The following is a 23,032-nucleotide window of genomic DNA, read 5'->3' as shown; positions in this document are numbered from 1 at the left end:
CCCCTCCATTCGTCATTGCGAGCGCAGCGAAGCAATCCAGGGCGGTTTATGCGGCCCTGGATTGCTTCGCTGCGCTCGCAATGACGAGGTTGGGGATATGCCAGCGGAATTGCGCCGCAGGCTTTATAAGTCTCCCGACGAAGCCTTGGCGGAACGACGTCGCTTCGCGCACGGCCTCGACGGTATACGGGGTGCAGGGGTGGTAAACCCCTGCATGCTCCCCTTCAAATTCAGCCCGTGATTCCCGCCGCCGCCAGTGCGGCGAGGGTCAGCACGTCTGGCGCGATCGCGGTCATCGGCACGATCTGCACGGGCTTTTCCATGCCCAGCAGCATCGGTCCGATCGAGGTCGTCCCGCCGATCTCCTTGAGCAGCTTGGCCGAGATGTTGGCCGACTGCAGACCCGGCATGACCAGCACGTTCGCCGGAGCGGACAGGCGGCAGAACGGGTAGAGTTCCATGATCTTCGGGTTCAGCGCCGCGTCGGGGGCCATCTCGCCCTCGTATTCGAAGTCGACCTCCTGCTGGTCGAGCAGCTGGATCGCCTCGCGCGTGGCGTCGAGCCACTTGCCTGCCGGGTTGCCGAAGGTCGAGTAGCTGAGGAAGGCGACGCGCGGTTCGTGGCCCAGCTTGCGGGCGACGGCGGCGGTTTCCTTGGCGATGACCACCAGTTCCTCGGCCGTGGGGCGCTCGTTGATGGTGGTGTCGGCCATGAACACGGTGTGGTTCTTGCCGACCATCATGTGAATGCCGCAGGGCAGTTCGCCCTCGGCCGGGTCGAGCACGCGGCGCACTTCCTTCATCGACTGCGCGAAGGGGCGGGTCATGCCCGTCACCATCGCATCGCCGACGCCCAGCTTGAGCAGGCCGGCGGCGAAGATGTTGCGGTCGGTGTTGCACATGCGCTGCACGTCGCGCTTCAGGAAGCCGCGGCGCTGCAGGCGGTCGTAGAGCATCTCCACCATCGGCTGGACGTGCTCGGACACCATCGAGTTCTCGATGTGGAAGCTCTCGGGGTTGGGCACGCCGAGGTCCGCCATCCGGTCGAGGATGGTCTGGGTGCGGCCGACCAGGATCGGCTCGCCGTAGCCGAAGTCGCGGTACTGGATCGCGGCGCGCAGGACGACTTCGTTGTCGGCCTCGGCGAAGATCACGCGCTTGGGGTTGGCTTTCAGCTGCTCGTAGACGCGCGTGAGGACCGAGGTGGTCGGGTTGAGGCGGGCCTTGAGCTGGTCGCGGTAGGCTTCGAAGTCCTCGATCGGCTTCTGGGCAACGCCTGAATCCATCGCGGCCTTCGCCACGGCCATCGGCACCACTTCCATCAGGCGCGGGTCGAACGGCGCGGGGATGATGTAGTCGCGGCCGAACTGCTGGGTCTCACCACCGTAGGCTGCCGCGACGTCCTCGTGGACCTGTTCGCGGGCCAGTTCGGCGATGGCGGTGGCGGCGGCGATCTTCATCTCCTCGTTGATCGCGGTGGCCCGCACGTCGAGCGCGCCGCGGAAGATGAAGGGGAAGCCGAGCACGTTGTTGACCTGGTTCGGGTAGTCCGAACGGCCGGTGGCGACGATCGCGTCGGGGCGCACTGCCTTGGCGTCGGGCGGGGTGATCTCCGGGTCCGGGTTGGCCATCGCGAAGATGATCGGCTCGGGCGCCATCGACTTGACCATCTCGGGCGTGATCGCGCCCTTGGCCGAGAGGCCGAGGACGACATCGGCGCCGACGAGGGCTTCGGTCAGCGTGCGCTTGTCTGTCGAGACGGCGTGGGCGGACTTGAACTGGTCCACGCGCTCGCGGCCCGGATAGATCACGCCCTTGGTGTCGCAGACGAGGACGTTCTCATGCTTCACGCCCATGGACTTGATGAGCGAGGTGCAGGCCAGCGCCGAGGCGCCCGCGCCGTTCACCACGACCTTGATCTCGTCCAGCTTGCGGCCGGTGATGAGGCAGGCGTTGATGAGGCCCGCCGCCGCGATGATCGCGGTGCCGTGCTGGTCGTCGTGCATGACCGGGATGTTCATGCGTTCGCGCAGGGTCTGCTCGATGATGAAGCATTCCGGCGCCTTGATGTCTTCAAGGTTGATGCCGCCGAAGCTGGGCTCCATCATCGCGATGGCCTCGATCAGCGCATCGGTGTCTTCGCTGGCAAGCTCGATGTCGATCGAATCGACGTCGGCGAAGCGCTTGAACAGGACGGCCTTGCCTTCCATCACCGGCTTCGACGCCAGCGCGCCGAGGTTGCCCATGCCCAGGATCGCGGTGCCGTTCGAGATGACCGCCACGAGGTTGCCCTTGGCGGTGTAGTCGTAGGCGGTGGCGGGATCGTCGGCGATGGCCTGCACCGGCACGGCGACGCCCGGCGAATACGCGAGGCTGAGGTCGCGCTGGGTGGCCATCGGCTTGGAGGCGATGATCTCGATCTTACCCGGGCGCTGGGTCTGGTGGTAGAACAGCGCCTCGCGATCGGTGAACTGGACCTTGGACTTATCGGACAAAGCTTGATCTCCCCAGATTTGCCAGAGGCCCTAACGGATGAAATCGCGACGCGATAGGGGAAAGGATGTCCCACCCCGCTTCCCAAAATGACAGGTGCGCCGCTAACGCTGCTGGCATGACTTCCGGCGCGACTCCAATGATGGCGCAGTACCTTGCGCTGCGCGAAGAGGCAGGTGACTGCCTGCTGTTCTATCGCATGGGCGACTTCTTCGAACTGTTCTTCGAGGATGCGAAGACGGCGAGCCAGGTGCTCGACATCGCACTGACCACGCGCGGCGAGCATCTGGGGCAGCCGATCCCGATGTGCGGGGTGCCGGTGCACGCGGCCGAGGGCTACCTCGCGCGGCTCATCAAGGCAGGCTGCCGCGTCGCCATCGCCGAGCAGACCGAGACCCCCGCCGAGGCCAAGGAGCGTGCCCGCAAGGAAGGTCGCGCCTCCAAGTCGCTGGTCGCGCGCGGCATCGTGCGCTTCGTCACGGCGGGCACGCTGACCGAGGAATCGCTACTGGAGCCGCGCCGCGCCAATGTGCTGGCGGCGGCCTGCGAGGTGCGCGGGATCGTCGGCATCGCGGCCTGCGACATCTCCACCGGCCGCATGGAACTGGAAGAGTGCGCGCCCGAGCGGCTGGCGGCGGCGCTGGCCCGGCTGGGCGCGAGCGAGCTGGTGGTGCCCGAGGGCTGGGATCAGGCTCCCGATGGCGCCATCGGGCGCGGCGGCCACGAATTCTCCTCCGACGGCGGCGAGGAGCGGCTGAAGCTGGTCCACGGCGTAGCCACGCTCGACGGCTTCGGGGCCTTCACGCGGGCGATGCTCGCGGCTGCGGGGGGGCTCATCGCCTATCTCGACCATGTCGGGCGGGGCAAGCTGCCGCTGCTGCTCCCGCCAGAGGCGCGCGCAAGCGACGCCGCACTGGCGATGGACGAAGCCACGCGCGCTAGCCTCGAAATCCTCGAAGCCTCAAGCGGCGGACGCAAGGGCAGCCTCATCGACGCGATCGACCGCTGCGTCACCGGCGCGGGCGCGCGCCAGCTGGCGGACGATCTTTCCGCGCCGCTGACCGACCGCATGGCGATCGCCGAGCGGCTGGAACTGGTCGAATGGCTGCACGGCGATGCGCTGCTGCGCGAGGACATGCGCGCGGCGCTGCGGGCACTGCCCGACGTGGGCCGCGCGCTGGGCCGCGTGGTGGCGGGGCGCGGTTCTCCGCGCGATCTCGGTCAGTTGCGGGATGGCCTGAGCGGTGCACGCCGGATCGCCGATCGGCTGGGGCAGATGGATGACGTGCCGGTGCTGCTGGACCGCGTACTGCCCGATCTTGGCGGGCATGGCGCACTGGTCGATCACTTCGCCCGCGCGCTGGTGGAGACGCCTCCGACCGAACGCGGGCAGGGCGGCTATATCGCCAGCGGCTACGACGCCTCGCTCGATGAGCTGCGCGTGATGTCGGGCAATGCCCGCCGCGCCATCGCTGCGCTGGAGGCCAAGTACCGCGAGGATACCGGCGTCGCCTCGCTCAAGATCAAGCATAACAACGTGCTCGGCTACTTCATCGAGGTTGCCCAGCGGCATTCCGACCGGCTGATGGAGCCCGACAGCGGCTTCTCGCACCGCCAGACGATGGCAGGCGCAATGCGCTTCAACGCGCTGGCGCTGCACGAGGAAGCCGCGCGCATCACCGAGGCGGGCGGCCATGCCCTCGCGGCGGAGGATGCGCATTTCGAGACGCTGGTGGCCGAGGCGGTCGCCGCGCGGCGGGAGATCGCCCGCACCGCCGCCGCGCTGGCCCGCATCGATGTTGCCGCCGGTCAGGCCGAACGCGCCGCCGAGGGCAACTGGACGCGCCCGCAAGTGGTCGATGGCCTTGCGCTGGAGATCGAGGGCGGGCGGCATCCGGTGGTCGAGGCAGCCCTTAAGGCGCAGGGCGAGCGCTTCGTGGCGAACGACTGCCGCCTCGCCAGCCATGACCGGCTCTGGCTGATCGGCGGCCCGAACATGGGCGGTAAATCCACCTTCCTGCGCCAGAACGCGCTGATCGTGCTGCTCGCGCAGGCGGGCGGCTTCGTGCCCGCCAAGGCGGCGCGGATCGGCATGGTCGATCGCCTGTTCAGCCGCGTCGGCGCCTCGGACAACCTCGCGCGGGGGCGTTCGACCTTCATGGTCGAGATGGTGGAGACCGCCGCCATCCTCGCGCAGGCTTCGGAGCGCAGCTTTGTGATCCTCGACGAAGTCGGGCGCGGTACGTCCACCTACGACGGCCTCGCGCTGGCGTGGGCGGTGGCCGAGGCGGTGCACGAAACCAACCGCTGCCGCTGCCTTTTCGCCACGCACTATCACGAGATGGCGAGGCTGGCGGAAACCTGCGAGGCGCTCTCGCTCCACCACGTCCGCGCGCGCGAGTGGAAGGGCGATCTGGTGCTTCTCCACGAACTGGCCGAAGGTCCAGCGGACCGCAGCTACGGCCTCGCCGTGGCGCGGTTGGCGGGCGTTCCGCCCAAGGTCATCAGCCGGGCGAAGTCGGTGCTGGAGAAGCTGGAGAAGGGCCGCGCCGAAACCGGCGGCCTCGCGGCGGGCCTCGGCGACCTGCCGCTGTTCGCCGCCGCTGAGGCGACCCGCGAGGAAGAGTGCGACACCTTGCGCGACAAGCTGCGTGACATGGACGTGGATGCGCTGTCTCCGCGCGATGCGCTGGAAATCCTCTACGACCTCAAGCGCGAGGCAGGCACGGAGGGCTGAAGCCCTCATTCGTCATTGCGAGCGCAGCGAAGCAATCCAGGGCGGTTCAAGACTGCCCTGGATTGCTTCGCTGCGCTCGCAATGACGGAGGTAGGGTATCTTAACCTGTAGACGCTAATGCAGGCTCATGTTCGGCACCAAGATCACGCATGTTTTCCGGAGTCGCTGGCACGCGTTGATGTGGTCGGCCGGGGTGCTCGCGACCGCGTACTGCTCGATCCCGACGCCTGACAATGGCGATACGAACACCGACCAGGCCCAGCAGGCGAAAGCCGATGCCGAGCAGGCGGCTCAGGCACACCAGATTGTCGCGGCGTGGTCGAACGCTACGGGCGGGAAATAGCCGCGCTCACGAATCGTCGTCGCTGAATTCCGGATCGGCCGCATTGTCCTTGCCGTAGCGGCTTTCGAGATCGTCCATCGTTTCCTCGCCGTCGTAGGCGGACATGTCGATGGTGCCGCTGGTGTCCATCTGGTTCATGTGATCGACGATGTCCTGAACGTCGTCCTCACCCTGAATACCGCCCTTGGCCTTGTCGCTGTAGCCGAGGCCCTTGGCACCGCGCGCCTGCGCCTGTTCGGCGATGGTCTGTGCCTGCGCGGCTTCGTCTTCCTGCTCGTCGTTCACCGTTTCCGGGGCGAGCTCGTCGGGGCGGTCGGTCATTTTGGGATTCTCCTTCGTCTGGTGAAACGAGTAGGAGAACGGGGAGGTTCCAAAGAGGAATCTGGGGCCATCGCCCCAGACCCCCGAACTGTCGTCGTTGCGCGCGCAGCCGCGTCAGTCTTACATTGCGCCGCAGGCTATAATGTCTTCCGACGCCGCGTCAGTGAGTGACGCAGCTACGCGCGTGATCTCGGCAGTTTACGGGGTGCAGGGGTGGTAAACCCCTGCTTTATCCCTTTTGCAGATTACCGCGAAGGAACCGGCGTCTCGCCGGAATAATCGTAGAACCCCTTGCCCGACTTGCGGCCGTACCAGCCTGCTTCGACGTACTTCTGCAGCAGCGGCGCGGGGCGGTATTTCGGGTCGCCGGTGGTCGAGTGGAAGACCTTCATGATCTCGAGCAGGGTGTCGAGGCCGACGAAGTCCGCCAGCGTCAGCGGTCCCATCGGGTGGTTGAGGCCGATCTTGCAGCCCGCGTCGATATCCTCGACCGAGCCGATGCCGGCGCCGAGCACGAAGATCGCTTCGTTCAGCATCGGGCACAGGATGCGGTTGACGACGAAGCCGGGTTCGTCGCCCGCGAGCACTACGGTCTTGCCCAGTTTTTCGCCGAACGCCTTCATGCGGTCGATGGTGTCCTGCGAGGTGGCGAGGCCGGGGATCACTTCGACCAGGCCCATCAGCGGGACCGGGTTGAAGAAGTGCAGGCCGCAGAAGCGCGCGGCGTCGGGCGAGCTGGCGGCCATGCGCGTGATCGGGATCGAGCTGGTGTTGGACGCCATGATGGCACCCGCGCCGAGCACCTTGCCGGCGGCTTCGAAGATCTTGTGCTTGATGTCCTCGCGCTCGGTGGCGGCTTCGATGATGAGGTCGCAGGCCGACATTGCGGAGTAGTCGGCTGCGGGGGTGATGCGGGCGAGCAGCGCGTCGGCGTCGGCCTGGCTGATCTTTTCCTTGGCGACCAGCTTGGCCAGGCCCTTGGCGATGCCGGCCTTACCCTTTTCGGCGTTCTCGAGGCTGACGTCCGTGAGGATCACGTCCATGCCCTTGCTCGCCACGGTCTGGGCGATGCCCGACCCCATGATGCCTGCGCCGATGATGCCGACTGACTGCACTGCCAAACTCCTCTGTCGTTTAACCGGGCGCTTAACACCTCGGGATCGCGGAGGGAACCTAGCGGTTTTGTCCCGGCACCCAAAGCACGTCATCGGCGCCGTCGCGATTGACCGCACGGGCGAGGACGAAGAGGTAATCGCTCAACCGGTTGAGATAGCCGAGCGCGGCGGGATTGACTGCATCGGTGGCGGCGAGCGCGGTGGCGCGGCGTTCGGCGGCGCGGGCGGAGGCGCGGGCGACGTGGACGCGCGCGGCGGCCTCGCTCCCGCCGGGCAGGATGAAGCTGCGCAGGGGGGAGAGGTTTTCGTTGATCGCGTCGATGGCATTTTCGAGCCAGACGACTTGTGCGGGGACGATGCGCAGGGTCATCTCGCCGGGGGTGAAGTCGGTGCCCGGTGTTGCCAGATCAGCGCCAAGGTCGAACATGTCGTTCTGGATGTGAGTGAGCGTAGGGGCGTGTTGAGTGCCGGTGAGTGCCGCTATGGCCACCCCTATCGCACAGTTCGCCTCATCCACGGCACCGATCGCCTCCATGCGCGCAGCATGCTTGGGCAGGCGCGAGCCATCGACGAGGCCGGTGGTGCCGTCATCGCCGGTGCGGGTGTAGATCTTGTTGAGCCGGACCAAGGATCAGCGCGCCATGGCCAGGAGCAGCGCACAGACCAGCACGGCGGCGGCCTGATACTTGATGCGGTTGAACATCATCTTGTTCTGCAGCAACTGGTTAGCCGACGGGCTGGTGGCGTTCGGGTCGCGGTGCAGGTCTTCCTTCGTGCTGTTCATGAACGCGACGATGCCGCGCACGAGGCTGACGATCACCATGACCACCAGCACGAGGATTACGGGCACGAGAATGTAGCTCATGGCGCGTGGTGTAACCCTTGCGAGAACGAAAGGCCAGCGGGCAGCACGCCGGTGCGCAATGCCTCGGCGATGGCGCGGCCGTCCTCCCCGGCGCGGCGGCGGTCGGCGAGCGAGGGGGCGCCGCGCCGCTTGGCCAGCTTGCGTCCGTCCGGCTCGATGAGCAGCGGGTGGTGCAGCCATGTCGGCACCGGCAGGCCGAGCAGCGCCTGCAGCAGCCGGTGCACGTGGCTTGCCGGGAACAGGTCCATGCCGCGGGTAACGAGGGTTACGCCATCCGTCGCATCATCCAGCGTGACGGCGAGATGGTAGCTGGCGGGAAGGTCCTTGCGCAGCAGTACGACATCGCCGAAAATCTGCGGGGTAGCGGCCTGCGATCCGGCGCCTTCGTCCCGCCATTCGAGCGGGCCGGTAAGTGTCATCGCCTTCGTTACGTCGAGGCGCCATGCGGCATTCTCGGGATCGACTGCCCGGTGTCGGCAGGTTCCCGGATACACCGGGCCGTCTGGTCCGACCTGCGTGGCGGCGGCGGCGATTTCGGCGCGGGTGCAGGTGCAGGGGTAGAGCAGGCCCATCGCCTTCAACTGCTCTCCGGCGGAGGCATGACTGGCCAGCCGGTGGGACTGGAACACCGCCTCGCCGTCCCATTCGAGGCCCAGCCATGCGAGATCGCGGAAGAATTCCTCCACGAACTCCGGGCGACTGCGTTCGCCATCGATGTCCTCGATGCGCAGGATGAATTCGCCGCCGCGCGCCTTTGCCGTGTCGTGCGCGACGATCGCGGCATAGGCATGGCCGAGGTGCAGCGGGCCGTTGGGGCTGGGGGCGAAGCGGGTGCGCATCGGCTTTGTCCTAGCGTTCGCCGTGCCATCCGCAAACATCCCTGTGGATTGCGGAAGGCCCTCGCGAATCCGCCATCTTGACGCGGACTCCGTCAAGTGCTGGAACTAACGCATGGACTGCCATCAAACCGCAATCCCGGCCTGCGACAGGAGGCCATGCTCAAGTCGGAGCTGATAGAGCGCGCGGCCCGGTTCCGCAGCGCGGAGGGTGATCCCTCCCGAAGTCTTTCCGACTGTCCTGCTCTCGTGCTGAATGCGGATTACACGCCGCTATCCTACTACCCGTTGAGTCTCTGGCCCTGGCAGACCGCGATCAAGGCGGTGGTGCTGGAGCGGGTCGATATCGTTTCCAGCTACGAACGTGCGGTGCACTCGCCCAATTGGACGATGCAGATTCCCTCGGTCATCGCGCTGCGCCAGTATGTGAAACCGAGCGAATTTCCCGCTTTCACTCGCTTCAACCTGTTCCTGCGTGACCGGTTCTCCTGTCAGTATTGCGGCAGCCCGCATAATCTCACTTTCGACCATGTCGTTCCGCGTCGACTGGGCGGGCGGACGAGCTGGGAGAACATCCTTACCGCTTGTGCCCCCTGCAATCTCAAGAAGGGTGGGCGCACGCCCAAGCAGGCGAACATGCCGCCGCTGGTGCCACCGATCCGCCCGACCAGCTGGCAGTTGCAGGAGCGCGGGCGCGGGTTTCCTCCCAACTATCTGCACGAAACCTGGCGCGACTGGCTCTACTGGGATATCGAACTGGAAGAATAAGGCTTCAGAAGCCGAGCATTTCCGGTCGGAACAGCCGCCGCCGCGATACGCGTTTACCTGAAAGCATGAACACTCCGTCGCCGACGTAGTGCAGGTATTCCGGCTGTTTTGGCGCAGGACGTGCGCTGATATGCGTTACTTCCAGAATGAACAGGTTGTAGCGCTCTATTGCGCGGTCGTCCCGCAACCGACATTCCAGCTGCGCGTGGCATTGCGGCAGTACCGGGGCATCGACGTCCTGCGCTTCAGCCCTTTCGAGGCCGAATGCGGCGAATTTGTCGATTTCCTCGCCGGAGGAATTGCCGACGCGCACTACGGCATCGAGCATGTCACCGGTCGGAACGTTGAGAACGCACTGGCCTGAGGCGCAAAGCATGCCGAAGCTTCGGCATCCGCGTGAAACGATGCAGCTGATCATCGACGGCGTGCGTTCGAGCACCTGGTGCCAACCCACCGTCATGACATTGTCGTTCCCCGCGTGGCGGGTGGTCAGCAGGACCACCGGCCCGGGTTCGAGGAACTGGCGGGCACGAGAGGCGGGGATGCTTTCGAAGCGCTCTGCTGCAAGCAAGGGCGATGTGGCCAAGATCGGGGGCTCCTGTCGCTGGAGTGGCCTTTGCTCAGCGAATTACATCCATTTCGGTTTCTTTTTACTGCGATGAACCGTTCAGTGGATGGTTTCAGCCGTTGCAGGCTGCTCGTCGATCCCGGCATCGACGGCCGCAGCGACCGCCACGTCCATGGTGACATTGCCGATCGTCCGCATCAGGTCGGGCAGGACTTCCACTGCGACCAGGACGCCCAGCGGCCAGAGTGGCACGCCCATGGCTGCCGCGATCGGTCCGATCGATGATACGAAGCTGATCGTGCCAGGCAGCGAGACGGCACCGAAGGTGGTCGCGAAGGCCACGAAGGCGCCGGCAGCGAGTGCTCCGGTCGTGAGTTCCAGTCCTGCTAGCTTTGCCGCATAGACCGCCACGGCCATATTCATCGCCGGGCCGGTGGCGCGAAAAAGCGTGACGGCGAGCGGCAGCACGAACTCCGCAGTCGTCGACGAGACACCCAGCTTACGGCTCGACGCCAGCATGGCTGGCACGGTCGCGATCGAGGACTGGGTGGAAATGGCGACGACCTGTGCAGGCAGCATCGCGGCCGCGAAGGCGGGGAGGCTGCGCTTGCCGCCGATCACCGCGATCACGTAGCCCGCGATCATCACGACCGTTCCCACCGCGACGACGAGCAGGATGTAGTGCGCCAGTGCGCCCAGTGCCGCGCCGCCGCTGCGCACGCCCAGCGTCAGGCCGAGCGCGAAGACGCCGATCGGGGCGAGCATCAGCACCCAGCCGATCACCACCATCATCGCGCCTGCCAGTGCCTCGAACAGCACGGCAAGGGCGCGGCGGGGCTCGTCGGCGAGGCGCGTGGAGGCCAGTGCGAAGAGGCCGACGAAGACGATCACCGGCAGCATGGCGCTTGCCGCTGCCGCCGAGATCACGTTGTCGGGCAGCAGGGATGCGAGGAATTCCGAAATCCCCGGCACTTTGCCCGGATCTGCGCCGTGCGGGAAGCTGACCCCGGCGGGCACCGGGAACAGTTCGAGCAGCAGCGGCATCGCCACCGCGCCAAGTATCGCGCTGAACGCGAGGAAGCCGACGATGATGCCCAAGGTGCGGCGCGCCATGGCGCCTGCGCGGGCGGCGGCGACGGTCTCGACGATGCCGGAGAACAACAGCCCGGCGACCAGCGGCAGGATCGTCATCTGCAGGCCCTGCAGCCACAGTGAGCCGATCGGACCTGTCACTTTCAGCGCGGTATCCGCAATCGGCTTTCCTGCAATCAACAGCCCGATGACCAGCCCGGCGACGAGGCCGATCAGGGTCAACGCGCCGGGCACGCGGATTTCGGGGATGCGCGAGGCGCTGGAGGGAGCGGGATCGGGGGACGTCATGCGGCTCGACAAATAGGCGGGGGCGGTGCGGTTGGCAATTTGGCGTTACTCAACTCCGTGGTGAGGACAAGAATCGCCATTCGACGGAATCCTAAACTGACTGTAAGGCAGCGTTCAGAGGGCGGTAACGCCTCCGGTTGCACAGCGCAGGCGAGAGATTCGAATCTTGCGCGCAAGAGGACAGGTAATGGGTAAGCAGTTCTTCGGCACCGACGGCATCCGTGGCCGCACCAACCAGGGGGCGATGACCGCTGCCATGGCCATGAAGGTCGGGCAGGCCGCCGGCGCGCGCTTCCTGCGCGGCACGCACCGCCACCGGGTGGTGATCGGCAAGGATACCCGTCTGTCGGGCTACATGCTGGAGAACGCGATGGTCGCGGGCTTCACCAGCGTCGGCATGGACGTCGTGCTGCTCGGCCCGATGCCGACTCCTGCCGTCGCCCTGCTGACCCGCGAACTGCGCGCGGACGTAGGCGTGATGATCTCGGCCAGCCACAACCCTTACGAGGACAACGGTATCAAGCTGTTCGGTCCCGACGGCTTCAAGCTCTCCGACGAGGACGAACTGGCGATCGAGGCGATGCTGGTGGGCGAGGACCTTGCGCTTGCCGCCTCGCCCGAGATCGGCCGCGCCCGCCGTGTTGAGGACGCGCGCGGGCGTTATATCCACGCGGTGAAGGCCTCGCTGCCCAGCACTGTCCGGCTCGACGGGCTCAAGATCGCGGTCGATTGCGCCAATGGCGCGGCCTATCAGGTCGCTCCATCCGCCTTCTGGGAACTGGGCGCCGAGATCGTCGCGGTTGGCGTCACCCCCAATGGCAAGAACATCAACGAGCGCTGCGGTTCTACCCATGTCGAACTGCTGCAGGAAACGGTGGTGTCCTCCGGCGCCGACATCGGCATTGCGCTGGACGGTGATGCGGACCGGCTGATCGTCGTGGACGAGAAGGGCCAGACGGTAGACGGCGATCAGATCATGGCACTGATCGGCAGCCAGCTGGCCGCGCGCGGGGAACTGCGCGGCGGCGGCGTGGTGGCGACGGTCATGTCGAACCTTGGGCTTGAGCGCTATCTTGGCGGGCGGGGCCTGTCGCTGGAGCGTACTGCTGTCGGCGACCGCCATGTGCTGGAGCGCATGCGCACAGGCGGGTTCAATGTCGGGGGTGAACAGTCGGGTCACATGATCCTGCTCGACCATGCCACCACCGGCGATGGCACCGTCGCGGCGCTGCAGGTGCTCTCGGCGCTCGTCCAGTCGGGCAAGCGGGCGAGCGAACTGCTGCACCTCTTCGACCCTGTGCCCCAACTGTTGCGCAACGTGCGCTTCGGAGGCGGCAAGCCTCTGGAGGCCGCCAGCGTCAAGGCGGCGATCGCCGATGCCGAGGCTTCGCTCGACGGGCGCGGCCGTCTCGTGATCCGTCCTTCCGGCACTGAGCCGGTGATCCGCGTCATGGCCGAAGGCGACGACGCGGGCGAAGTGGAGGCCGCCGTCGCCTCGATCTGCCACGCCGTAGAGAAGGCCGCCGCCTGATGCCCCTGGAAATGCGCCCCGACTGCGAACGCTGCGGCACCGACCTCCCGGCCGAGGCGCCCGGCGCGTTCATCTGCTCGTTCGAGTGCACCTATTGCGCGGAATGCGCGGACGCGCTGGACGACATGTGCCCCAACTGCGGCGGCGAAATCGTCGACCGACCGACGCGGGCGAAGCGACACCACGATTCCGCCCCGCCGTCGAAAGTGCGGCACTATCAGGGCTGATACTCGACTCGGGGTGCGTTGAGCGGGTAAGGAGCGCGGCCATGAACCAGGCTCCTCGCATTCTTTCCATCGCCGGGTCGGACAGTTCCGGCGGTGCCGGCATTCAGGCCGACATCAAGACGATCACCCTGCTCGGCGGCTATGCCATGACCGCGATCACCGCGATCACCGCGCAGAACACCAAGGGCGTCACCGATGTTACGACCCTGTCGGCGCAGATGGTCGCTGCGCAGATCGATGCCTGCGTCAGCGATATCGGCGTCGATGCGGTGAAGATCGGCATGCTCGGCAGCGCCGAGATCGCCGGTGTCGTCGCCGACCGGCTGGACGGGCTGGGCGTGCCGGTGATCTTCGATCCGGTCATGGTCTCGACCTCCGGTTCGGTGCTGGCGGACGCGGCGACGATCGCGGCGTTCGAGCGGCTCATGGGCCTAGCCTGCCTGACCACGCCCAACTTCGACGAACTCGCCGCGCTGGGCGGTGACGCGGCTCTCGCGGCAAAGGGCATCGCCTATATCGCCAAGGGCGGCGACGCGCCGGGCGAGGTGGTGGAGGATCGGCTGGTCCTGCCGGATCAGGAGCCGGTGATCTGGACAGCGCCTCGCGTCGATACCCGCCATACCCACGGCACCGGCTGCACCCTGTCGAGCGCCATCGCGACGTTCCTGGGCCAGGGCGCTCCGCTGGTCGAGGCGATTGAGGATGCGCGGGATTTCGTGCGCGCGGCGCTGCTGGCGGCGCCGGGCTTCGGCGAAGGGCATGGGCCGATGGGGCACCACGCGGTTCGGTGATCTTGGCTATGCGGGTGAGGCCCACCCCGTCCGGCTAGTTCGCTACGCTCTCAAGCCTTCCGGCCCTCCCGCGAGCGGGAGGGCGATGGCATCTCCTTCTCCCCTCCCGCTTGCGCGGAGGGGCCGGGGGTGGGTCTTTCTTCTTCAATTCAGCCGCGAGCGACGGCGCCACGCGGTATCCGCGATCAGCCCGACCGCCGCCATCGCACCGCCGGTAAGACCGGCGGTGCTGAGCGCTACGATCACGGGCTGGGCATAGTCCGCGAAAGCACGGGCGCGGTCGTTCAGGGGTTCGATGATCTGGCTCATGGTGCGTGTCCTGCGGGGGGCTCGGTGTGAACACGCAGATGCACCGAATCGCCCGTTCAAGGCACTCGGATAAGTTCGCTTATTGTGTTCGGATTTTTCGAACGACCATCATCCGCAGTCGAGATCGTAGAACTGCTGGACGTGGCCCCAGCCTTCCTCGGCGGTCTCGCACCAGCGGAACAGCGAGAGATCCTTGGCGTTGATGACTCCCTCCTCGGCCAACGCCTCGAAGTTGACGACCCGTTCCCAGAATTCGCGGCCGTAGAGCAGGATCGGGATCGGCTTCATCTTGCCGGTCTGGATCAGCGTCAGCAGTTCGAAGAACTCGTCGAAAGTGCCAAAACCGCCGGGGAACACCGCCACCGCGCGGGCGCGCAGTAGGAAGTGCATCTTGCGCAGCGCGAAGTAGTGGAACTGGAACGAGAGGCGCGGGGTCACGTAGCGGTTGGGCGCCTGCTCGTGCGGCAGGACGATGTTGAGGCCCAGCGATTCCGCGCCGACTTCCGCGGCGCCGCGGTTGGCCGCTTCCATGATCGACGGACCGCCGCCCGAGCAGACCACGAACTGGCGCATGCCCTTCTCGACTATGGCGCACTGGCTGGCGAGGCGGGCGAGCTTGCGGGCTTCCTCGTAATACTTGGCCTTGTCGGCAAGGCGGTCGGCGACCTTCTTCTGCTCATCGGTGACGGCAGCGGCGCGCACCGCATCGGCCTTGTCGGGCGAGGGGATGCGGGCGGAGCCGTACATCACCAGCGTCGAACCGATGTTGGCTTCCTCAAGCAGCATCTCGGGCTTGAGCAGTTCGAGCTGGAAGCGCACCGGGCGCAGTTCGTCGCGCAAAAGGAAGTCGGTGTCGCGGAAGGCCAACTGATAGGCGGGGTGGCCGGTCTGGATGGTGTCGGCCTGCTGCTCGGCGAAACCGGCTTCCTGCTCGGCCTTGTAGAAACGGCGTTCGGTGAGGTCTTTGTCTTCTTTTTCAGTCATTGGCTCATCTTAGGCATGACGCGGGGCGCGCGTCGAGAACGGATATGTGTGCGCACTGTTGCACGCATTCGTACAGGAACTAGGCTGCGGGCATGATGAACGGATCGGCCTTCACGCGGCGCGCAGCCCTGATGGGAATCGGAGGCGGGGCTCTCGCTTTTCCTGCATTACGGGCGCTGGCGGCTCCACCTGCTCAGGCCAGGGATATGGTGCGCCCGCCGCGCCTGCGCAACGGCGACGTGCTCGGGCTGGTCGCTCCGGCAGGGTTCGTGGCCGACCGCTTCGGCCTCGACGAGATCGGTGCGACGGTGCGGGCGATGGGGCTGGAGCCGCGCTTCGCCCCGCACCTGACCGCGCGCGACGGTTATCTTGCGGGGTCCGACGCGGCGCGCGCGGGCGATCTCAAGGTGATGTTCGCGGACGAGGGCGTGCGCGCGATCATGGCGGTGCGCGGCGGTTGGGGCTCGGCGCGGCTGCTGCCGCTGCTGGACTTCGCGGCGATCCGCAAGAGCCCCAAGCTGTTCACCGGTTTCAGCGACAATACCGCGCTGTGCCTCGCTCTGGCGCGGGCCGGAGTGGTCTCGATCCATGGCCCCACCGCCGCGACTTCGTGGTCGCCCGCGTCTTGGGAGTCGTTCCGCCAACTGGCTTTCGAGGGGGCGATGCCGACTTATGCGGTGCCAAGCTACGCCGGGCCGAACCTCGGCGGACGGGGACCGGCGGTTAGGACCTTCCGGGGCGGCAAGGCGCGGGGGAGGCTGATCGGCGGCAATCTCGCGGTACTCAGCGCTCTGGTGGGGACGGCCTATCTACCTGACTTTGACGGCGCGATCCTGTTTCTGGAAGAGACCAACGAGGCGGAGTATCGCATCGACCGGATGCTGACCCAACTGGCGCTGGCCGGGCTGCTGGAGCGGCTGGCAGGCGTGGTCTTCGGACAATGCACCCATTGCGAGAACCCTGACGGCGGGTTCTCCAACTTCACCGTCTACGAAGTGCTCGACCAGCGATTCGCGTCGCTCGGCGTACCCGCGTTTCAGGGGCTGATGATCGGTCACGTCGGCGGCCAGATCAGCGTGCCCGAAGGCGCCATGGCCGAGATCGACGCCGATGCGGGAACCCTGCGGCTGCTGGAGCCGGCGGTCAGCTGATCAGGCCCGCGCGGGGTCTTCGCTGGTGAGACCGTATTGCGAGACCAGTTCGGCGAAAAGGTCGTCGGGCAGTGGGTGGACGAATTCCAGCCCGGCGCCATTGCCGTTCGTCCAGGCGACGAAGGCGATCATCGGCCGGCATTCGGGCAGGGTGAGGGCGATGACCTCGTCCATTTCCAGCGGCCCGACGCTCTCGATTCGCGCGCCGAGCGGGGTCAGGTCCTTGAGGACGACGGTATGGCTGGCAAGGTCGCGGCGGAAACGAGCGAGCATTTCAACCCGCTCGCGGGCGTGGCGGCGGTCACCGTCGAGCGATTCGGGAATGGGCACGGCCTCAACACCCATGATCGCGGGTGCCGGGGCATCGGTCGGGAGACTTGGCTCCGGCATTGTCGCGTGATCCTTCCACGATAGTTAACCGGAGCAGCGGCCCGGCCATGAGGCTATTGCTATAGTCCTGGAATCCTTGCGGCTGTGCCCTTCAGAGCAATGCGTACTTTCCCCGAATCATGTGTTGGCGCGGAAAATTCAGCGGCTATAAGACATGGTTAATCTGCAAAGGATTGCACGACTGAGCCCCTGTTTTGCCTGCTTTGCGCAACACTGTTGCCGGAATGGCACCTTTCCCCTCCTTACCGGAGGGGGAATCGATGATCCGTTAGCTGCGACATACGGTTTCTTAACCATTCTTTGTGCAGAATTTACGTGTTCATACAGGGGTTCTTATGCGCATCGATGCCAGAAATCTGCTCGACCGGCTTGGCAAGAACGACTTCGCCTACAAGGAATTCGAAGATCGTTTCAGCGAACTGGAACTGTGGCCGATCCTCGAAGCACTGCTGCGCGATCCGCGCCTGCAGGCGATCGATCAGTCCGAGGCGACGGTGGCGGCAAAGCCCGAACCCGCTCCCGCCGAAGTGGTCGAGACTTATTCCGGCGAAAGTCTGAGTTCCCTTTTCAGCCGCTATGGCAACGGCCCCGCCGCGAGCATCCCCGCCGATCGGCGCGGGGGTGCGCAGCAGCAGGACGTACGCGCCATGCTCCGCCACTTGTCCGATCTCGGCTCGCAGGGGAAGATCTGATGCCCGTCATCGTAACCCACGGCCTCAAGGGGGGTGCCGGAACCACCTTCATCGCCGCGCATATCGCGATGGCGCTGTCCGAGGCGGGCGCCGACGTCACCGTGCTGACGACCACCCAGCGTGACACCATGCCGCTGCACTTCGGCCTCCAGCCCGCGATGTCGTTGCCCTCGCTGTTCGCGCCGGCAGAGGATGCCGTGCTCGCCGCAGGTATCGACCTGCGCAGCCTGACCACCGCGCCCGAGGACAACGACTTTGTCCCCGCCCTGCGCGACCTCGGCTTCCTCGAAACCGGGCAGGACAAGGTGATGGTCATCGACGTGCCCGCCAGCGAGTTCGCTTTCGCGCGCCGCGTCGTGCCGCACGCCAGCGCCAACGTCTGCGTGATCAACGCCGCGCCCGATACCCTTGCGCTGATGCCGCAGGTGCTGGACGAGGCGAGCCCCGAGAACATCGCTTCGACCAGCTTCGTGATCAACGCTCTGGACGAGACGCGCCGCCTTTCGCGCCACTCCTCGGCGTTCATCCGCGAACTGGTGGGCGCGCGCCTGCTCGGCCGCGTGCGCCTCGACGAATCGGTGCCCGAGGCGATCGCGATGCTTCAGCCGCTCGGCAAGTATGCGCCCTCCAGCGCGGCACTCGCCGACGTGAAGATGATCGGCGCCGCGCTGGTTCCGGCGCTCGAGACGCCCGGCCGCCCGTGGGTGGCGCGGGGTTCCAATCCCGCCGCTTCGTCCCATTCCTCGTCATCTCCGAGCCGCGCCGCATGATCGAGAAACTGGCCGCCCGCGTGCTGGACAACCGGCTAGCCCGCTATGCCTCCGTTGCCGTGATCATCGGGATCGCCGCAGTCGTTATCGGCGTGCCGCTGGACGGCACTGCGCAGTGGGTCTGCGCCGGTGTCACGATGGCGGGCGCGCTCGTCATGCGCCGGATCAAGGGCCGCATGGGCGCGGTCGCGCTCGGCATTCTGGCGGTGCTGGTCTCGACCCGCTACCTGTTCTGGCGCACGACGCAGACGATCGCGTTCAACACCCCGCTCGAATTCCTGTTCGGCGGCGTGCTCTACCTCGCCGAGCTGTATGCCTGGGTCATCCTGCTGCTGGGCTTCCTGCAGACTACCTGGCCGCTCGACCGCCCGGTGATCGAACCCGAGGGCGAGCCCGACACCTGGCCGACCGTCGACATCTACATCCCGACTTATAACGAGAGCCTGGAGATCGTGCGCAACACGGTCTTCGCGGCGATGGACCTCGACTATCCGGTCGACCGCTACCGCGTCTTCATCCTCGACGACGGCAAGCGTCCCGAATTCCGCGCCTTCGCCAAGGAAGCGGGCTGCGGCTACATCACCCGCGACAACAACCTGCACGCCAAGGCGGGCAATCTGAACGCGGCGATGAAGAAGACCGACGGCGAACTGATCGCGATCTTCGATTGCGACCACGTTCCGACCCGCGCCTTCCTGCAGCTGACCGTGGGCTGGTTCCAGCAGGACCCGCGCCTGGCGCTGATCCAGACCCCGCACCACATGTATTCGCCCGATCCGGTCCAGCGCAACCTGGCGCAGACGATGGGCGACATGCCGGGCGAGGGCGACTTGTTCTACGGCCCGGTGCAGGGCGGCAACGACCTGTGGAACGCCACCTTCTTCTGCGGTTCGTGCGCGATCATCCGCCGCGAGGCGCTGATGGAGACCAACGGCTTCGCGGGCGAGACCGTAACCGAGGACGCGCACACCGCGCTCAAGCTGCAGCGCACCGGCTGGAACACCGCGTACATCTCGGCGCGCCTGTCCGCGGGTCTCGCGACAGAGCGCCTCGTGCTCCACGTCGGCCAGCGCATTCGCTGGGCGCGCGGCATGACGCAGATCCTGCGCATCGACAATCCGCTGCTCGGCCGCGGCCTCACCTGGCAGCAGCGCCTCTGCTACCTCAACGCGATGATGCACTTCCAGTACCCGGTGCCGCGCATCGTGTTCCTGACCAGCCCGCTTGCCTACCTGATCTTCGGTCAGAACATCATCCAGGCGTCCGCCGGGCTGATCTTCGCCTATGCGCTGCCGCACCTGTTCTGCTCGTCGGTCGCCAACGAAAAGACGCAGGGCGGCTGGCGCCGTCCGTACTGGGGCGAAGTCTACGAGACGATCCTGGCCTTCCACCTCGTCAAGCCCACGGTCATGACGTGGTTCCAGCCGCGCAAGGGCAAGTTCAACGTGACCGACAAGGGCTCGCTGCTCGACCAGACGTACTTCGACTGGGCGATCGTCAAGCCGCACCTCATCTGCATCGGCTTCGTGATCCTGGGGATCACCATGGCGGTCGTGAAATGGGCGTTCTTCCCGTACATGTTCAACATCCAGACCGATACGCTGGTGCTGAACGTGGCTTGGGCGCTGTTCTCCCTCGCGATCCTGCTCGCTGCCGTCTCGGTGGCGCGCGAGACCCGGCAGGAGCGCGTGGACATCCGCATCCCGGTGCAGTTGCCGGTCACCGCCTACCTCGCCTCGGGCCATACCGTCCCGGCCGAAACCATCGACATCTCGATGGGCGGTGCGGCGCTGTGTCTGCCGGAAGAGCTGCCGACCAAGGATCGCACCGTCAGCCACATCACCATGGCCATGGGTGACGAGGTGCTATCGATCCCGGTCACGACTATGCGGACGAACCAGCGCAATTCCTACGTGCGCTTCGAAAAGCTCGACATTCTCGCCGGCCGCCATCTGGTGCGCGCGGTGATGGGCCGCGCCGATGCGTGGCAGCCGTGGGGACCGCCGGCCATGGTCGGCACGGCCCGTTCGTTCGGCGACATTCTCAGGGTGGATATGGTAACGTTGAAGCGCATGCTGCGTCTGAATTTCGCCGAACGCCGCCAAATGAAGGCCGCCAACGCCGCCAAGCGCGCAGCGATGGCCAAGGCGGCGAAGGAAGCCGAGAAGAACGACCCCAAGAGCGCTAAGGGCAAGGGCGGCCTGCCGCTCGCCAAGGCGGCGATGCTGGCCGGTGCCGTCGCCCTGGGGGCTGCCGGGCTGCTGTTCGGCACTTCCGAAGTCCACGCCCAGCCGACCGCCAAGGCGCCCGAAACCGCAGCTTCCGCCGCCAATCCGGGCGTTGCCAACACCAGCGGCATGAGCGAGCGCCTGACCCTCAAGGACCTGCGCGTCTCCCAGCCGATCCGCCTGCGCGGAACGCAGGGCGAAATGGGCATCCCCTTCGGCATGCGGCAGGACCGCATCGCCACCGGCGCCGTGCTGCGCCTGCAGATGGCCTGGTCGCCCTCGATGCTCGACGACCTCAGCCAGCTGGTGGTCATCGTCAACGGCGAAGTCGCGCAGACGGTGCCGCTGACCCGCGCCAATGCCGCCGGGCAGGTGCTGGAGGTCCCGGTAAACCCTGCGCTGCTGCTGCCGGGTGACAACCAGCTCAACCTGCGCCTGATCGGCCACTATGCGCGCGACTGCGAGGACCCGTTCCATTCCTCGCTGTGGGCGAACATTTCGAACACCCGTTCGTGGTTCGATTTCAGCTACCAGCCGCTGACCTTCGGCCCGGACCTGTCGCGCCTGCCGCTGCCGTTCTTCGACAAGGGCCAGAACGTGCCGCTGCGCATGCCCTTCGTCTTCGCCACGCAGCCGCGCGCCGGTGAGCTTCAGGCCGCCGCCGCTACCGCCAGCTGGCTCGGCTCGCTGGCCAGCTATCGCGGTTTCAGCTTCCAGCCGGTCGTCGGCTCGATCCCGCGCGGCAATGCCATCGTGTTCCTGAAGGGCACGCAGGGCATCCCCGGCCTCGACATCGCGCCCGCCGGAGGCCCCGTCGCCGCTGCCGTGCGCAATCCCAACGATCCCAACGGCACGCTGCTGGTCATCATGGGCCGCAACGACGAGGACCTGCGCCTCGCCGCCGCTGCCGTCGCGCTCGGTCGCGGCGTGTTCGGCGGCCAGCGCATGAGCTTCGACGGCGTGCGCATCCCGGCATGGCCGCGTTACGGCGCGGTACGCTGGCTGACCACCGACAAACCGGTCGAGCTCGGCTCGATCATGGAGCCTTACGCACTGCAGGGCATGGGCATCCCGCCCGGCCCGCTGACCACCCGCTTCCGCGTCGCGCCCGACCTGTTCTTCTGGCCGCGCGAAGGCGGCAAGCTGAACCTCGGCTACCGCTATCCGGTTGCGCAGTGGCTGGACAAGCGCGCCTCGCGCCTCGACGTCTCTATCAACGGCCAGTACCTCAAGACGCTGCCGCTCGGCGCCGCCTGGTGGAGCCAGCTGTTCGGCCCGGCCGGTGCGAAGAGCGCGGATTCCAACGCCACCGTCACGCTGCCGCGCTACAACCTGTTCGGCCAGAACGAGCTGACTTACGACTACAACCTGCTCATCGCCGACAAGAAGAAGTGCACCGGCACCCTGCCGGACAACGTGCGCGTCTCGGTCGACCCGAAGAGCACCATCGACCTCACCAGCGCCTATCACGCGATCATGATGCCCGACCTCGCGACGTTCGCGGGCGCCGGCTTTCCCTTCACCGCCAGCCCCGACCTGGCGCAGACCACCGTGGTCGTCGCGCCGAACCCGTCGATGGCCTCGGTGCAGGCGTTCCTGACCTTGATGGGCCGCTTCGGCGACTCGACCGGCGTTCCGGTGACGGCGGTGACGGTGACCTCCTCGATCGACGGTGACGCACTCGCCAGCCAGGACGTGCTGGTCATCGGCGGCACCGCTCTGGCCGAGGCGGACATGTTCGCCGACGCGCCGGTGCGTTACGAGAACGGCCGCCTGCGCGTGTCGGAACGCTCCCCGTTGCAGTACGTGACGGCACTGTTCGGCGGTTCGCAGGAGAACGACCCGATGGCCGCCGCGCCGGTGGTCTACAACGCGCAAGGGTTCTCCGGCATCGTCAGCTTCCAGTCGCCCTATGCCTCGGACCGCACCGTCGTCGCATTGCTGTCGGACGATGGCGCTGCGCTGCCCGCACTGGTGGACGGCATGGCCGACGTGAAGATCAACGCCGCGATCCAGGGTGACCTTGCCGTGACGCGCGGCGACGGCATGACCAGCTTTGCGCTCTCGAACCGCTACTGGGTCGGCTCGCTGCCGATCTGGATGAAGCTTGCCTACTATGTCAGCCAGCGCCCGATGATGCTGGGTGTGTTCACGCTGCTGCTGGCGCTGGCCCTTGCCGGACCTGCCTACATCTTCTTCCGCCGACAGGCCCAGAAGCGCCTCGCGCGCCAGGACGATCACGCATGACGATTTCGCGTACCTCCAAGTTCGGTGTCGCCCTGCTGCTCTCGACCGCGCCTTTGACTCTTGGGGCGCTGCCCGCAGTGGCCGAGGCGCAGAGCGCGGGCGTCGAGGCGCTGGTGAAGCAGGCCCAGTACTGGCGCTCGAAGGGGCGCGAGGATCTGGCCCAGCAGGCGCTGAAGCGCGCCCGCGCACTCGATCCGAACAACCCGGCGCTCAAGGCTCCGGCACAGGCGCCCAAGCCGGCCGCCCCCAAGCCCGCGCCGAAGCCGGTGGCCAAGCCTGCCGCAGC

22 protein-coding genes are annotated in these 23,032 nt (G+C 66.5%); 11 read left to right on the top strand and 11 right to left on the bottom strand.

Features of this window, described 5'->3' with window-relative positions:
* Window positions 1-230 precede the first annotated feature (230 nt).
* Entirely contained in the window at window positions 231-2,495 is a 2,265-nt protein-coding gene (locus HWN72_RS15960; RefSeq protein ID WP_036525742.1) for an NADP-dependent malic enzyme, read from the bottom strand.
* Window positions 2,496-2,611: 116 nt separating this feature from the next.
* Between HWN72_RS15960 and mutS the strand changes: the two genes are divergently transcribed.
* Both mutS and HWN72_RS15950 read left to right on the top strand, forming a co-directional pair.
* The gene (mutS, locus tag HWN72_RS15955; protein WP_202902842.1) at window positions 2,612-5,230 is read left to right on the top strand and encodes a DNA mismatch repair protein MutS; all 2,619 of its coding nucleotides are present in this window, start codon (window positions 2,612-2,614) and stop codon (window positions 5,228-5,230) included.
* 127 nt (window positions 5,231-5,357) lie between these two features.
* A complete protein-coding gene (locus HWN72_RS15950) occupies window positions 5,358-5,573 on the top strand; it encodes a hypothetical protein (protein WP_036525743.1) in 216 nt (71 codons plus the stop codon).
* Window positions 5,574-5,579: 6 nt separating this feature from the next.
* Here the strand turns inward: HWN72_RS15950 and HWN72_RS15945 are convergent, their stop codons facing one another.
* The 5 genes from HWN72_RS15945 to gluQRS all read right to left on the bottom strand — a co-directional run bounded on the left by HWN72_RS15945 (window position 5,580) and on the right by gluQRS (window position 8,713).
* Complete coding sequence (locus tag HWN72_RS15945) at window positions 5,580-5,894, bottom strand: hypothetical protein (protein WP_036525745.1); 315 nt, start codon at window positions 5,892-5,894, stop codon at window positions 5,580-5,582.
* Between the two features lie 245 nt (window positions 5,895-6,139).
* A complete protein-coding gene (locus tag HWN72_RS15940; RefSeq protein WP_211150698.1) occupies window positions 6,140-7,009 on the bottom strand; it encodes a 3-hydroxyacyl-CoA dehydrogenase family protein in 870 nt (289 codons plus the stop codon).
* Window positions 7,010-7,067: 58 nt separating this feature from the next.
* Window positions 7,068-7,637, bottom strand: coding sequence for a cob(I)yrinic acid a,c-diamide adenosyltransferase (locus HWN72_RS15935; RefSeq protein ID WP_008832463.1), 570 nt, complete (start codon window positions 7,635-7,637; stop codon window positions 7,068-7,070).
* A 3-nt stretch (window positions 7,638-7,640) separates the two neighbouring features.
* Window positions 7,641-7,874 (bottom strand): HIG1 domain-containing protein, encoded by a 234-nt coding sequence (locus tag HWN72_RS15930; protein ID WP_211150697.1) that lies wholly within the window; start codon window positions 7,872-7,874, stop codon window positions 7,641-7,643.
* Window positions 7,871-8,713 (bottom strand): tRNA glutamyl-Q(34) synthetase GluQRS, encoded by an 843-nt coding sequence (gene gluQRS / locus HWN72_RS15925; protein ID WP_211150696.1) that lies wholly within the window; start codon window positions 8,711-8,713, stop codon window positions 7,871-7,873. Before gluQRS ends, HWN72_RS15930 begins: the two co-directional genes overlap by 4 nt.
* A gap of 156 nt (window positions 8,714-8,869) precedes the next feature.
* Between gluQRS and HWN72_RS15920 the strand changes: the two genes are divergently transcribed.
* Complete coding sequence (locus HWN72_RS15920) at window positions 8,870-9,478, top strand: HNH endonuclease (RefSeq protein ID WP_008832460.1); 609 nt, start codon at window positions 8,870-8,872, stop codon at window positions 9,476-9,478.
* Window positions 9,479-9,482: 4 nt separating this feature from the next.
* Here the strand turns inward: HWN72_RS15920 and HWN72_RS15915 are convergent, their stop codons facing one another.
* Both HWN72_RS15915 and HWN72_RS15910 read right to left on the bottom strand, forming a co-directional pair.
* A complete protein-coding gene (locus HWN72_RS15915; protein ID WP_211150695.1) occupies window positions 9,483-10,064 on the bottom strand; it encodes a flavin reductase family protein in 582 nt (193 codons plus the stop codon).
* Between the two features lie 81 nt (window positions 10,065-10,145).
* Window positions 10,146-11,426 carry a dicarboxylate/amino acid:cation symporter gene (locus HWN72_RS15910; protein ID WP_211150694.1) on the bottom strand — a complete coding sequence of 427 codons (1,281 nt, stop codon included), beginning with the start codon at window positions 11,424-11,426 and terminating at the stop codon, window positions 10,146-10,148.
* A 187-nt stretch (window positions 11,427-11,613) separates the two neighbouring features.
* Here HWN72_RS15910 and glmM point away from each other — a divergent pair, with 187 nt between their 5' ends.
* From glmM to thiD, 3 genes are read left to right on the top strand one after another with little or no spacing between them, the layout of a single operon-like run.
* Window positions 11,614-12,957: a phosphoglucosamine mutase gene (gene glmM / locus HWN72_RS15905; RefSeq protein WP_069708554.1), complete on the top strand. Its 1,344-nt coding sequence runs from the start codon at window positions 11,614-11,616 to the stop codon at window positions 12,955-12,957.
* Window positions 12,957-13,184 carry a DUF1272 domain-containing protein gene (locus tag HWN72_RS15900; protein ID WP_008831819.1) on the top strand — a complete coding sequence of 76 codons (228 nt, stop codon included), beginning with the start codon at window positions 12,957-12,959 and terminating at the stop codon, window positions 13,182-13,184. Before glmM ends, HWN72_RS15900 begins: the two co-directional genes overlap by 1 nt.
* 41 nt (window positions 13,185-13,225) lie before the next feature.
* On the top strand, window positions 13,226-13,975 hold the full coding sequence (gene thiD / locus HWN72_RS15895; protein ID WP_211150693.1) for a bifunctional hydroxymethylpyrimidine kinase/phosphomethylpyrimidine kinase: 750 nt from the start codon (window positions 13,226-13,228) through the stop codon (window positions 13,973-13,975).
* Between the two features lie 144 nt (window positions 13,976-14,119).
* Here the strand turns inward: thiD and HWN72_RS15890 are convergent, their stop codons facing one another.
* Both HWN72_RS15890 and HWN72_RS15885 read right to left on the bottom strand, forming a co-directional pair.
* Complete coding sequence (locus tag HWN72_RS15890) at window positions 14,120-14,284, bottom strand: hypothetical protein (protein WP_211150692.1); 165 nt, start codon at window positions 14,282-14,284, stop codon at window positions 14,120-14,122.
* A gap of 108 nt (window positions 14,285-14,392) precedes the next feature.
* A complete protein-coding gene (locus HWN72_RS15885) occupies window positions 14,393-15,268 on the bottom strand; it encodes an LOG family protein (RefSeq protein ID WP_036525749.1) in 876 nt (291 codons plus the stop codon).
* Between the two features lie 92 nt (window positions 15,269-15,360).
* Between HWN72_RS15885 and HWN72_RS15880 the strand changes: the two genes are divergently transcribed.
* Window positions 15,361-16,419: an LD-carboxypeptidase gene (locus HWN72_RS15880; protein WP_211150691.1), complete on the top strand. Its 1,059-nt coding sequence runs from the start codon at window positions 15,361-15,363 to the stop codon at window positions 16,417-16,419.
* Here HWN72_RS15880 and HWN72_RS15875 read toward each other — a convergent pair whose 3' ends face one another.
* A complete protein-coding gene (locus tag HWN72_RS15875) occupies window positions 16,420-16,809 on the bottom strand; it encodes a hypothetical protein (RefSeq protein ID WP_231958005.1) in 390 nt (129 codons plus the stop codon).
* A 335-nt stretch (window positions 16,810-17,144) separates the two neighbouring features.
* Between HWN72_RS15875 and HWN72_RS15870 the strand changes: the two genes are divergently transcribed.
* From HWN72_RS15870 to HWN72_RS15855, 4 genes are all read left to right on the top strand, one after another.
* Window positions 17,145-17,501: a hypothetical protein gene (locus tag HWN72_RS15870; protein WP_008831194.1), complete on the top strand. Its 357-nt coding sequence runs from the start codon at window positions 17,145-17,147 to the stop codon at window positions 17,499-17,501.
* Complete coding sequence (locus tag HWN72_RS15865) at window positions 17,501-18,271, top strand: cellulose synthase operon protein YhjQ/BcsQ (RefSeq protein WP_008831193.1); 771 nt, start codon at window positions 17,501-17,503, stop codon at window positions 18,269-18,271. Before HWN72_RS15870 ends, HWN72_RS15865 begins: the two co-directional genes overlap by 1 nt.
* Window positions 18,268-22,746, top strand: a complete 4,479-nt coding sequence (gene bcsA, locus HWN72_RS15860; RefSeq protein ID WP_211150690.1) for a UDP-forming cellulose synthase catalytic subunit — start codon at window positions 18,268-18,270, stop codon at window positions 22,744-22,746. Before HWN72_RS15865 ends, bcsA begins: the two co-directional genes overlap by 4 nt.
* Window positions 22,743-23,032 (top strand): hypothetical protein (locus HWN72_RS15855; RefSeq protein ID WP_211150689.1); only part of this gene is annotated, 290 nt, incomplete at its 3' end. The genes bcsA and HWN72_RS15855, both read left to right, overlap by 4 nt.

Source organism: Novosphingobium sp. HR1a (assembly GCF_015594425.1).
Taxonomy (GTDB): Bacteria; Pseudomonadota; Alphaproteobacteria; order Sphingomonadales; family Sphingomonadaceae; genus Novosphingobium; species Novosphingobium resinovorum_A.
This window is presented reverse-complemented; position numbering and strand designations above follow the sequence as displayed.